Origin of the sequence: Paenibacillus phytorum, from assembly GCF_013141715.1 — a bacterium.
GTDB classification, from domain to species: Bacteria; Bacillota; Bacilli; order Paenibacillales; family NBRC-103111; genus Paenibacillus_E; species Paenibacillus_E phytorum.
In genome coordinates this window covers 1-13,194 of sequence record NZ_WHOA01000041.1, presented here as the reverse complement: position 1 = coordinate 13,194, position 13,194 = coordinate 1, and the positions used below count along the sequence as shown (strand labels likewise).

The 13,194-nt window shown below is 45.6% G+C and carries 9 protein-coding genes; 3 read left to right on the top strand and 6 right to left on the bottom strand.

What is annotated here, in order from left to right; translation table 11 throughout:
• The first annotated feature begins 156 nt into the window (after nt 1–156).
• Nucleotides 157–1,371, top strand: a complete 1,215-nt coding sequence (locus GC098_RS06910; RefSeq protein WP_171642258.1) for a DNA-binding transcriptional regulator — start codon at nt 157–159, stop codon at nt 1,369–1,371.
• Between the two features lie 200 nt (nt 1,372–1,571).
• On the opposite strand, the gene GC098_RS06905 is transcribed toward GC098_RS06910, so the two are convergent.
• From GC098_RS06905 to GC098_RS06880, 6 genes are all read right to left on the bottom strand, one after another.
• Complete coding sequence (locus GC098_RS06905) at nt 1,572–3,281, bottom strand: cache domain-containing sensor histidine kinase (RefSeq protein ID WP_171642256.1); 1,710 nt, start codon at nt 3,279–3,281, stop codon at nt 1,572–1,574.
• A gap of 25 nt (nt 3,282–3,306) precedes the next feature.
• Nucleotides 3,307–3,549: a helix-turn-helix domain-containing protein gene (locus GC098_RS06900; RefSeq protein WP_312880009.1), complete on the bottom strand. Its 243-nt coding sequence runs from the start codon at nt 3,547–3,549 to the stop codon at nt 3,307–3,309.
• A gap of 17 nt (nt 3,550–3,566) precedes the next feature.
• On the bottom strand, nt 3,567–4,067 hold the full coding sequence (locus GC098_RS06895; protein ID WP_171642252.1) for a hypothetical protein: 501 nt from the start codon (nt 4,065–4,067) through the stop codon (nt 3,567–3,569).
• Nucleotides 4,068–4,302: 235 nt separating this feature from the next.
• Entirely contained in the window at nt 4,303–5,352 is a 1,050-nt protein-coding gene (locus GC098_RS06890) for a Gfo/Idh/MocA family protein (RefSeq protein WP_171642250.1), read from the bottom strand.
• Nucleotides 5,349–6,362, bottom strand: a complete 1,014-nt coding sequence (locus tag GC098_RS06885; protein ID WP_171642248.1) for a zinc-binding dehydrogenase — start codon at nt 6,360–6,362, stop codon at nt 5,349–5,351. The genes GC098_RS06890 and GC098_RS06885 overlap by 4 nt, the downstream gene beginning before the upstream one ends.
• 125 nt (nt 6,363–6,487) lie before the next feature.
• Nucleotides 6,488–7,321, bottom strand: a complete 834-nt coding sequence (locus GC098_RS06880; protein WP_171642246.1) for a helix-turn-helix domain-containing protein — start codon at nt 7,319–7,321, stop codon at nt 6,488–6,490.
• A gap of 187 nt (nt 7,322–7,508) precedes the next feature.
• On the opposite strand from GC098_RS06880, the gene GC098_RS06875 reads away from it, so the two are divergent.
• Nucleotides 7,509–8,573, top strand: a complete 1,065-nt coding sequence (locus tag GC098_RS06875; protein WP_171642244.1) for a zinc-dependent alcohol dehydrogenase — start codon at nt 7,509–7,511, stop codon at nt 8,571–8,573.
• Between the two features lie 320 nt (nt 8,574–8,893).
• Nucleotides 8,894–13,194 (top strand): OmpL47-type beta-barrel domain-containing protein (locus GC098_RS06870; RefSeq protein ID WP_171642242.1); only part of this gene is annotated, 4,301 nt, incomplete at its 3' end.

The following is a 13,194-nucleotide window of genomic DNA, read 5'->3' as shown; positions in this document are numbered from 1 at the left end:
TATTCCGTTTATAGCTTGACTTTAGACCAAAAAACAAAAGAAGTCGATGAGATTATTTGCTTTTTAAAATGAGATTTTTCACCTATCTTTCATAGTTGTAAATAGTGAAATATAACCATATATTAATAAGTAGTGTGAAAAAGGGGTTGTTTACTAATGAGTTTATTCACATCAGGATTCAACGAAAATGTATCGATAACGAATCCACAGCAAAAACAGGTCGCTCTATTAATTGAAACCTCGAATGGGTACGCTCGTGGACTTCTCAGTGGGATAAACACCTATTTGCGTGAAAATCGTCCTTGGTCGATATTTCTCAGTGAATATAGCCGAAATAACACCGATTTGACTTGGCTGCGTGAGTGGCAGGGAGATGGCATTATCGCCCGTATCGAGAACGAGCAAACCGCTCGGTTTATTAAGGACGCGGGTCTTCCAACCGTAGATCTCAGTGCCTCAAGAATGATTCCGAGCCTTCCTTATGTAGAGACGAATGATCAATCCATTGCCCAATTGGCTGCAGAGCATTTTCTCGAACGTGGATTTAAACATATAGGGTTTTATGGGGACTCTCGTTTTCGATGGTCTAACTTACGATGCACCTATTTGGCGGCATGTCTTGCGGAGAGAGGTCATTATTGCCATATTTATGAAGCCTCTGAAAATCTATTAGTTGAAAAATCATGGAAGACAGAAAGAGACAAGCTGGTCCAATGGTTGTATGACCTACCCAAGCCGATAGGGATAATGGCGTGCTATGACATTTGCGGCCAACAGCTTCTCGAGGCTTGCCGGATTGCTCAGATTGCCGTTCCTGATGAAGTGGCTGTCCTAGGTGTGGATGACGACGAGCTCTTGTGCGAATTATCTAATCCTCCCTTATCCAGCATCAAAACGAATGCCGTCAAAACAGGCTACCAAGCAGCGGAGTTACTCGAGCGTATGATGTCAGGCGAAGTAATAGGGGCGCAAATGCACTTGATTGAACCCTTAAATGTTCATGTTCGATTGTCAACAGATGTTCTTGCTATAGAGGACAAAATGGTATCCGATGCCGTACGTTTTATTCGCAATCATGCCTATGATGATATTCAAGTTCAAGATATTCTCGAACAACTTAAGGTATCGCGCCGTATATTGGAAAGCCGATTTCAGAAAGCATTGGGTCGCACACCACATGATGAAATCATAAATGTAAAACTAAAGCTTGTAAAAAAACTACTCCTAGATACTAAACTTTCCTTAGCTGTCATCGCCGAACGCATCGGCTTTAAACATACAGAATATATGAGTGTAGTCTTTAAGAGAGCGACTGGGATCAGGCCTGGGCAGTTTCGGCAGCAGAATAAACATCGGATTCAAGATTTGTAGTCCAATCCAAAGTGGCGAGATCAGCAAGCAATTGTTGCCCGGCTCTGGTCAAAAAATAAAAGATCGCATCTTCACTTTTTGCTTTTTTTTTGCAAAAGTGGAGAACGATCTTTTTAATATTTCACGAAGTTACGAGCGTTTCATGATATTCCTTCATAAGGAATTCGATTCCACAATTAACGGTATATGTACTTCGACGATCAAGCCATCTCCGGTGAACTGAAAAACTGCAATCCGAATGTTTCACCATAGTATAATTTAATTCGTTCCTGAACGTTACGGATCCCGTAGCCGCTGCCGGAGGGGTTAATGATCTTGTTGCCGGATCGAAGTGTTTCCAGATGCTTTTCATCCATTCCAACCCCATCGTCAATGACTGACAGGACAATCCGATCTTCCTGGCGTTCGCAGGTTACCGTAATGCTTCCCTCACGATTTTCGCTCCTTAAAATTCCGTGTAGAATGGCGTTCTCGATGATTGGCTGAAGGGTTAGCTTTGGAATGAGTCCCTGTTGAAATTCCTCATCGACCTGTAAGTTAAGCTCGATTCTTTGTTCGAAGCGAATATTTTGGATTTCAACATAATAGGCGACCAGCTTCAGCTCGTGCCCAATGGTGATGATATCCTGTCCGTTGCTCAGAGTGAGCTTATAGTATCCGGCTAGCGAGTGTACAAGGGCGGCGATTTGGTCGTTCATCCCGAATTGAGCCATCCAATTGATTTGATCCAGTGTATTGTATAAGAAGTGGGGATTGATCTGGGATTGAAGAGCCTTCAATTCCGATTTGATTGCCTTTACTTCGACATCCTTTAACAAAGCCAGCTGTTGCGACATATAATTATAACTTTGGATCAATTCTCCAACCTCATCATCCCCCGACGGTTTTATGATAGGTTCAAGGAATCCAGCCTCCATGGCTTTCATCTTTTGGCTCAAGTGAGTAATTCGCCTTGTCATATGAAGTGAGATAAAATGGGCAAGTCCAATGGCCAGCAGTCCGACGATAAGCAAACTAACTAGGAGCTCTTGTTGGAGGCGCGTGCTTTTGGACACAATTTCTTGATGTGGAATAACCGTAACCATGGTCAGGTCAGTTTGCGGAATTTGCATTTGGTGGAATTCTAGCCTTTTGCCATTCATAATCTGCGTATTACTGCTGTTGGTATTCTGAAATACTGGAGATACGGAGCCTTCAGATGGAAGATGTTGCTTCAGGAGCGCATCGTCCGAGGCGATCAGAACCAGACCATCACTGCTCTGCAAATAAGTTAGACTATTCTTAACCGTGTTGGCACGGGAAACGATCTCTTTTAGCATTTGTTCATCCATATCCAATCGCAGAATGCCGATCGTATCGTTATAGTGGTCGGGATGGCGGATGAGACGGACTAGGGATATGACTGGAGTAGAATCGGTGGCTTGGGTTGGATAATCATGTGAGGAGAACCACATGAGCTTAACCCTCGAAGTGATCAATTTAGCATACCATGTCGTGTTTAGAGCATCTTCTAATCGGAACATGCTGCTGCCTTCATTAGCAAACAGGAAACCGTCCGGCAGAAAGAGTCGAATAGTACTTACATCCGTGCCGTCACGGAAAGAAGAAAGAAACTGACTTAGCTTATTTCCGTCCTGCAGCTGATCGTGAAGGCTGTAATCGGCCACGTTTCGTGTCAGTATACGGGTCATCTGATTCTCGTCTAAAGCGATTAGATCCGAAACGTCGGTAATGCGTTTCAATTTATAAGTAAGAAAAGAATGAGTCTGGCTAAAGCTTTGATTTAACGAAAAGCTCACCATTTCCTGAATAATGCCCGCCACCTTGCCGGATGCATAGAATTGAAGATAGAGAATCGGGAGCAGGATGAGCAGCAGGTAAGACAGCAGCAGCTTCTGCTTCAATCTCATCTTAAGAAGAATACGATTGAGGGCATTAAACATCGGCGATCCTTTTCCTGTATTCGGAAGGCTGCAGGTTGGTTATTTTTTTAAATATTTTGCTGAAATATTCTCCGTCCCCATAGCCCACCTGCAAGGCAATATCAAACAGCTTGAGCTCCTTGTTAGCCAAAAGCTCTTTAGCCCGATCGATCCGATATTCGGAAAGGAAATGTTTGATTGTCATACCGGTACCTTCCTTAAAAACGGAACACAAGTGGGGTATTGTAACGCCCACATACTCACTGATTTCGGTCAAGGAGAGTTGGCGATTCCGATAATTTCGCTCGATGTAATTCGACGGATAATCGAGTTGCCTCGGCGTGACTCCAGATAATCAAAAAGAATTTCGAGCTCACCACTTAGCAGTAGTTGTAACTCCTCCAGTGTCTGACAAGCATATAAACGCTCTACGTATGTCCCCAACGCCATTTCCTGTTTGAATGCGGGAATACCGCTTTCTTTACCGATTTGTTGAACAGTTTGGTAGAGCTGCAAATAGATCCCTTTCGTATAACTAACAAGTGTGTCCGGGCGCTTTCGGATGTCAGACGTCAAATCCGCCAACCAAATTTTTGCCTGATGTGATCCTTCTTGTTGAAGCGAAAGGGTGAAGGACCCAGAACGGTCATCGTCCATGAAGAAGCCATCCGTGTGGGAATGGGAGGTCTCCCATATAATGGAATTCGACGGCTGATAAAAGCCTCTCTGAAGACGGACTACAGCAGATAAGTAGGAGGAATATAGCTGATCCATACCATTGACTTGCGGGCCAACTGCCAGGTGGTAACCAGGGAGCTTGGGTAAACGAAATGATGCATCTTCGATCCATCGTTGGAGTTTAACTTTAAATGGTACTGGCCGGATTATCGGGTAGTTTCCTATGTAACCATTACTTAGCGACTGTATGCCCTCCTTCCACGTAATAACAAAAGTGCCACTCTCATTGCAATCGCGTGGGAGGGGCACTTTTTTACATTGTAGAAAAGAATTAATTAATTTCCGCCAGCTCCGGAATAACGACGACTTTCTTCAATTGCTGGGATTCCATACCCGCAAGTATGGTCTGAAGCGCTCTATACCCATCCACTCCGGTAATTTCATGGCCGCTTCCAGACAGAATACCATCGACAAAATGATGAATAACGCCCGAATTATGCTGTTCCCCAGTCTTATTGGTTTGCAATGCCCCGACTTCATGGTAATCCTTCGTACCGTCTGAGTATTCAATGATTACCCCGAAACGGTCATCGGTTCCGATTTTCAATGTACCTTTTTCGCAGTATAACGTAGTGGCGTTAATTTCATTTGCATAATTGGTCCAGCTGGCTGTTAACGAGCCTACGGTTCCGCTTGCTGTTTTCAATAATATGATCGAGTGATCATCCACGTTCGTAGGCTTATGCAGCGTTGAGCAAAATGCTGAGACTTCCGTGATACTGTCTTCCAACAGCCAGTGGATCAAATCCGCTTTATGGATGCCTAAATCACCCAATGCTCCGGAAAAGGCATGCTCCTGGTTGAAAAACCAGCTGTTTTTGCCGTCTATGCTCCAATGTTCGGGTCCCGAGTGAGCAAATATCGTACTAAAGCTTAACACCTTGCCTAATTTTCCGGATTGTAAAATGTCTTTCGCTTTGCGGTGTGCTGGCATAAACCTTTGATTGTGGCCGACCATCAAAAATACATTCTGCTCTTTGGCCGTGCGAATCATAGCTTCCGCTTCTTTCAGAGAGGTGGCCATCGGCTTTTCGACCAGTACGTGAATGCCCAATTCCATAGCTTCTATGGACACGGAGCTGTGAAGATGATTCAGCGTACATACGGAAACAGCGTCAATCCCGCCACTATGCAGCAGTTGTTGATGTGTTTCGTAGGCATTCGGTATACCAAACTGCCTAGCGACTTCTTGTGCGCGTTCCAAATTTGGATCACATACAGCTACAATGACTACATCCTTATGTGCTAGGTACTCAGGCAAATGGCGGCGCTGTAAAATGGCCCCGCATCCAATTAGTCCTACCCTCAACTGTGATTTCACATTTCGCTTCCTCCCATTAATTTCGTCCAATCAAACAGAACGCCCATGGCAGAACTACGATTTTGCACCAATGAATCGTACACCTGCGGGGCTTCTGATGGTGAATAATGATGGGTAATCAAAGGTAACACGTCCATTCGTCCCTGCGCGATATAACTTAAAAATAAAGCGGCAATTTCGGGATGATTCCAACCGTTGTAATTCATTTGGGCGTGGATGCCCAGAATGGAAACGGAATTGGACACAACATTTCGGCCCATTTCCTGCTCAGAAGGCGTTGCTGTATCTCCCAGCAAAATAACTCGTCCCAAAGGTTTAACGAGCCGAGTGGCTTGGGCTAGAACGGCCGGATGTCCGGTAATATCGAAGATAACATCCAGCATTCTGCCATCCGTTTTATGGTTGATTTCTTCAAGTGCTTTTCCTGCATCCATGGGCAGCAAATGAATGCCTGGTCGTTGCCCAACCAGTTGCAAACGGCTCTCTGCAGGATCGATGGCGAAAATCTCTTTGACCCCAGATAGATATAAATATTGGGTAACCAACTGTCCAAGAAGTCCAAGACCGATGACGCCTACAGTTTCCCCTAGCTGGAGCTCTGCTCTTCTTACACCAAGCTGTGTTGTTTTGGAAAGATTGATCCATACGCCTTGCTCGGCGCTGATATTCTGCGGAAGAAGATAGGCATGCTTGGCATCTGTTTTAAAATATTGCGAATGCGAATTCTCGACAAATACGCGATCCCCTTTTTGTATCCCCTTAACTTTAGGGCCAATTTCTAGCACTTCAGCCACCATACAATAACCGGGATAGAAAGGATACTTAACCCAGTCCGACCAGTTGGTATCGGGGTCAAAAACACCTCTAAGGCATTGTAGCTCTGTCCCTGTACTAATCAGGGAGCATAGAGCGGCACATAAAATTTCGGTCTGACCGAGTGCAGGATCGAACGTTTCTTTTCGGACCTCAACCTTTTGTTTTTCTGTGAAAACGATACGCAGTGTTTCCATTTTCCTACCTCCTCGAACAGGTTTATTTACCCTCGAGATTAGTGTATAGGTATCGGATTTACAAAAATAGAGCACAACTTTGCTGAAGTTTAACACTTATACAGGTAGTGCAGCTGGAAACATGTTTAAATATTTTTATCAAACAAACGCTTGTATTGAATGGGAGAAATGCCCGTGTATTTCTTGAAAAGGCGGGTAAAGGTTTGGAGGTCGTTAAATCCAAGGGTGCTGCTGATTTCGGTAATGTTCATTTCTTGCATTTCCAAAAGCGATTTTGCTTTGACGATTTTAATTTCCCGATGCAGCAGGATGGGCGATTTGCCGAACATCTCTTTGAAGTGGTTGCTTACGTAGGTGGGATTCATATGTAAATCCTTGGCTAAATCCGATAATGAAAGAGAAGCTTCGGGCTGAGTGACAATCTTCAATAAGATGGACAAAAAGCTTCGAGACTGCTGTCTCAAATCGGTGGTATTCGCACTTCCCAAAGCATTATCCAATAACAAATAAAGCAATTCAAGAGATTTTGCTTTTTGCAAAATGATGTTAGGGATATGGCCTTCCCTTGTGGTGGAGAGTATGAATTCGTCGAAGACGGCTTCGAATTTTTTGTGATTTTTCAGCGGATAGATATAAGGGATCTGTAAAAACGGCAGCACATCGATCACATTCTGAATCTTGTAAGTAAAATGCCACCAGAGAAACTCGGTTTCCTCATCACTATCTTTATATTGGTCGTGTTCCAGAAAAGTAGGGATAAAAATGACGGATCCCGGTTCAATGACATAGATGTTGTCCTGAACCCTGAGTTTGGCCGAGCCTTTTCTCACATAGGTCATCATGTAATACTCTTGAAATACACGGTTCCGGTAGTTCATCTCGCGACGGCGATGGATATCAAACTTTAACACTTTTAACTCGGCTGTTTCCAGCAGAGAAGAGAGCATATCATTCTTCATGCTAGTCAACCCCTATCTTAAAGTTAATTATATCATAATCATTGGTTCTTATTTGATACTTATCTAAATCTATTTGCAGAAAAAAAAGGACGAAATGCTTATGAAAAAAGGTTTGACAGTCCTTTTACTATCGCTTAACATGAATAATATGATCCAGATAAATACCAATAATGAAAGGAGGGAAGAGATGAAAGCAGTTATTTCTTTGAAAGGCAAGGTTGAAGTCTTAGACATTGAAGAGCCTACGGTTGAAACGAACCATGTGCGTGTTGAAACCTGCTATTCCGCAATTAGTTCAGGCACAGAGCTGCTGCTGAAAAACATGATGACCGATACTCCCATTCAACTTGGTTACAGTGCAATGGGAATTGTGCGGGAAATTGGGGAAGGCGTCTCCCATGTGAAGGTAGGGCAGAGAGTTGCTTGTTACGGCTCTCCTTATGTTAAGCATGCGGAATTCTTAGTGGTTCCTAAGCATTTAGTTGTTCCGCTTCCAGATGAATGCAGCTCGAAAGAAGCGTCCTTCGTCGGACTCGGTGCCATCGCCATTCATGCGCTGCGGCAAGCGGATTTGCGTTTTGGAGAATCGGTTGTCGTGGTTGGACTAGGTATACTGGGACAAATCGTATGTCGGATTGCAGACGTTTCCGGCAGCAGGGTAATCGGGCTTGATTTGTTGGCGGAACGCTGCGCCAAGCTTTCGGAAGCCTGTGCCGTTCAAGTATGTGACAATGTACAGGATGTTAACCGTACCATCGATTCGTTACATCAGCATGAAGGTGTTGATGCGGTCATCATCTGCGCCAATGGTGCCAATTCCGGCATCATTGATCAGGCCCTTCGCTGGATTCGCGACAGGGGGAAAATCGTCATTGTTGGCGATGTGAAGATGGACTTCGATCGGGAGTTGATGTTTGCCAAAGAGGCGCAGGTGCTCATTTCACGCGCTGGTGGTCCTGGGCGGTACCATGATAGCTACGAAAGCAAGGGCGTCGATTATCCGATCGGTTACGTACGTTGGACGGAAGGTCGCAACATGGCGGAATTTATCCGTTTACTTGCGGAACGACGGATTTCCATCCAAACACTTATCACGCATGAGATGGTTTTACCCTCTATGACAGTTGCTTACGAATTGCTTCGCGAAACTCCGCGAGACGTATTAGGCGTTCTCATTGATTACGGGAAAGAGCTAGGAGGGGAAGCTGAGAAACAAGTAAGTGCTGTACCTGTATCTTTTGAAATTTTGTAATCACTGCTGTTCGTATACGATCCCCAAAGAAACGCTCAAAGCCAATATTGTGCAAGTTGTTCAATGCCATTCATTGTTGATGCGTACCTCGGTTTCCTTCATCAAATCCTACCAGTCCATGAGAGTGTTATAGATACTTCCAGCCATTTTCCATTTAAAAATAGGGTTATCATGCTCCATGACTGGTCAGGTTACTAACTTTTTTTTATTAGTTCGTTTATATACAAAATGTAAGCGATTTCACACGGGTGATACATCAATCTCGCCTATCACCACACCCACTACCGAATCGGGTAGAATTTTGAAGAAGGATGATGAAAATGGCTATATCCATGGTTGGTAGAAGTACGTTTTCGAAATGGTTGTTGGGATTGTTAGCTTTGCTATGCTTAGCTTTTTACTTGCCCTCCAACGTACGAGCCGCTGAGGCGGCGGAGATCATTCCGGTGCCCAACTCCGGATTTGAGCAAGATTTGGTATCAGGTAAGATTCCGAGTTGGGGTTATTTTTCTGGCGGTATACAAACAGGTCTTTCGATGTCTGAAACGACCAAATTCGCAGGCAATAGAAGCATGAAGATTGATAAAACACAGACAGGGGCGCTTGGAGCGGAAAGTGTAAAGCTGGCCGTCACGCCCGGTAAATCATACGAAGCTGTAGTTAAATTGTATGTTGAAAGTTTTACGGGAGCTCCCACGCTTTGGATTCGCTGGTACAACACTGCGGGGCAACCCTTGAACAAACAGGCGACTTCTACCATCTCCGCACCTCCGTTAAACAAGTGGCTGGATATTCGGGTACAGGGTATTGCACCATCAGATGCCGCCTTTGCAACGGTCTTCGTGTATGGTTCGACAGGAGTTTTAATGACGGCCTATGTAGACGAGACCCAGTTTTACCGCGTGGCCGATACAATTGCCGTGATCAATCCCGGATTTGAAGATCCTACTTCCGGAGCAACTATTCCTGGTTGGGGGTTGTTCTCAGGTACGCCCGCAAGCTCAGTGTCGATAAGTAAGGCGGAGCAGAACAGCGGGTTGTCCAGTCTACTGATTGATGACACTTATACGGACAAAGCTGTTGGGCTGGGCACCCAAGCGATCAGTGTGAAGCCGGACGGCATATATGAAGCGAATGCCAGTATTTACTTAGTATCCGGAGGAGCCGTGAATCTTTATTTGAAATTTTATAATTCATCAGGCAGCGAAATTGGAACATCCTCCGTTTCATATGGTACACCGCTGAATACATGGAGCCAACTCAAAATAGAGGGTATAGCTCCAGATAACGCGACCACAGCGAAGGTTTTGTTGTATTCCGGTGTAGCGACTCTTAGCAAAGCCTATTTTGATGATGTTTCATTTTCTTATAAAGGTGACGCGCTTAAATTACCGTTTAAGTATGGCGCCCCCGTCGATTTAGGCAAAGCGACGCTCACGGCGACAACCTTAGGGGGAGCGATAGGGAACGGCGAGCTCTATTTCGTAGCCAACGGCAATCCGGGGACGTTCTATGCCGTTGATGCTGCGACGGGAGTCATCAATCACTCGGAACCGGTCCCCGGTACGACGGAAACTTGGGCGGTTACGGTTGGGGCGGATCATAAGGTCTATTTTGGTGCCACCAACAATCGAATGTTTTGGAAGTACGACCCAGTCTCCCAAAAGGTCACATTAATAGGGAACAATCCCTCCAATAATTTCTTATGGGATTTGGACGCAAGTTCTAATGGTCTCATATACGGCTCTACTTATCCGAACGCCAAGGTCTTTACTTATGATACCAATACGAGTTTGTTTGCCGATCTGGGCAGCATGCATCCAACCGAGCAATATGCTCGGGGAGCCGGGGTTACTGACCAGTACTTGTATGTCGGAATCGGTTCAAAAAAGCATTTGATGCGAATGGACCGGAATAGCGGAGAAAAAATTGAGATCCAATTGCCATTCACGGGCATGGATGATTTCGTGCACAACATTTCTCCTTACAACGGACTGCTTTACATTGCACATGGTACATCTCTCGCCGTCGTAAACGAACTGACGTTCGAAGTGAAGAAGCAAATTGCCTATACGGCTCCAGAGGCATTTGACGGCAAAATCTCACCTCCGTCACCTTATGACGCCAATCTGCTTTATTACCGCAATAAATTTTCGAACAATTTGTGGGCGTATAATGTCTCAACGAATACGGTAGGGCCTGTGACAGCGCAGGATACACTTCCCGTAGCTGGGAGCAAAGCTATCGATTGGATCACTTTACCTGGCGTCGGCCAAGTGTTGGCTACGCTGTACGATAACGGCAAATACACGCTCTATAATCCGAACGATAATTCTATACAAACCTTCCAAGTGGCTATGGCAAGAGACGGTGTCAATATTCAAAGTATGGCGGAAGGCCCTGATCATAAGCTCTATCTCGGCGGTTACATTGATGGGATGAGCGTGTTCAATGAATCCACTCAAAGCTACGATGTGCAAGCCTCATCCCCTAAATCTCCCCATCAAGTGGAGGAGATCGGCTTTTTGAATGGCAAGACCTATTTCGGCGCTTATGGTGGAGCGCGCGTTTACCGTTACGATGCAAGCCTGCCTTATAACTATGGGGAAACAAAAGCGAACAATCCAGGGCTTGTTTACACAATTCCGCAGAGTCAAGATCGGCCTTATGCGTTTGCTTCTGGCGATAACAAGCTGTTTATCGGAACGGTACCGGTCTACGGCAATATGGGCGGCAGCTTGACCATCTACAATGAAACGACGGATAAGTGGACGTCAACTCGTAACGTTGTAGAAGATCAAAGTATCATTGCGCTTGCCTATAAAGACGGCGTTGTCTACGGTGGCACCTCCATCGAAGGGGGGCTCGGCACAACGACGCCAACCACAGCGGTGGCCAAACTGTTCAAATGGGATGTAGCAACAAGTACCAAGCTGGATGAGTTTGTACCCGTCATCCCTGGCTTGACGTCCCCAAGATTACTCGGCGGTTTGTCTTTCGGTCCTGACGGACTGTTATGGGGCGGCGCATGGGGGAAGGACGATCAAGGGGGGCAGATTTCTGCTATCTATGCGATGAATCCCGGCACCAATGCGGTTATGAAAAGTAAGCTGCTTTACCCGAATGCAAGCGGTGGCAGCACATGGCGATCCTTTTATTTACGTTGGGGGCAAGACGGACTGCTGTATACAACAATTGCTCGTTATGTGACTGCAATCGATCCCGTCACCATGAAAGCGCGTAAACTTGTAGATACCCAGACGAATTTGATGGACTTGGGTGTGGACGGCAGCATCTACTATACATCGGGGCCAATCTTATTCAAACTGCCCGTTCCGCTAGCTCAAGCATCCATTTCGATGGCAAAGGTTACGCTGGAACAGGAGCAAAGTGAGCCGGTCATCAGTTCCGGCACTCTGGTGAATGGACTGCCGGCCATCTTGGCAGGGGGCACCACTTCCTTCACAAGCAGCGACCCGACTGTTCTGTCCGTTGTGTATGGGCAGGCTAAAGCGCTCAAGGCGGGAACAGCGAACGTTTTTGCCGATATCACTTTAGGTGGAACGACGATCAGAACGAACACTATTGGAGTTACAGTGACTCGCCCACTGGTTATTGATCCTACCTTTACTGCAGATAAGACAACACCGACCAACACGGACGTTATCGTAACGATCGGCTATCCAACTAACGCAGCAGTCAAAGAATATAAACTGGGCGCAAGCGGTGCATGGACAGCATATACAAGTCCTATCGCCGTTTCGGACAACAACACCTTGTATGCAAAAGCAACGGATGCCGCAGGCAACGTTTCCGATGAAACCAGTTATGTGGTAAGCAATATCGATAAAATAGCTCCAGTTACTACAGCAAGCTTATCGCCTTTGCAACCGGATGGACCGAATGGGACGTACGCAAGTCCGGTCACGGTTACATTGAATAGCAGCGATAGCTCATCGACTGTAACCAATACCGTGTACAGTCTGGATAACGGGACTACATGGCAGCTGTATACATCGCCGATTACATTTGATAAGCAAGGCCAAGTCAAAGTGAGTTATAAGTCAATTGATCTAGCAGGGAATGTTGAGTCTCCTCAAATGGTTAGTTTTACGCTGTCGTCGACAGCTGTTAAGGTTCAACTCAAAGACAGCAGCGGAAATCCACTCAGTGGAGGGGTAGTCAGTTACTACGACGGAGGATGGAAAGATTTTGGCACAACGGATGCCTCCGGATCTGTAAGTAAAACATTGCCGAATAAGAGCTACACCTTTTCGATGAAATATGAAGGTACAATCAAGGAGAAGGTGCAGAATACGGGGGCTGACGCGGTGATTGCGTTCCAGACGGTTAAAGTCAAGCTGCAATTGAAGGATAGTCAAGGGAATCCGCTGGATGTCGGCAGTGCGAGCTACTATGCTGGAAACTGGCGGACTATCGGAACTACAAGCGGCGGTGAGATTAGCAAGGAATTGTTGCCTGGCTCCTATACGTTTGACATGACTTATGAAGGAACGCACAAGGAAAAGGAACAGAATACCGAAACTGACGCCGTAATTGCGTTCCAGACGGTTAAAGTCAAGCTGCAATTGAAGGATAGTCAAGGGAATCCGCTGGATGT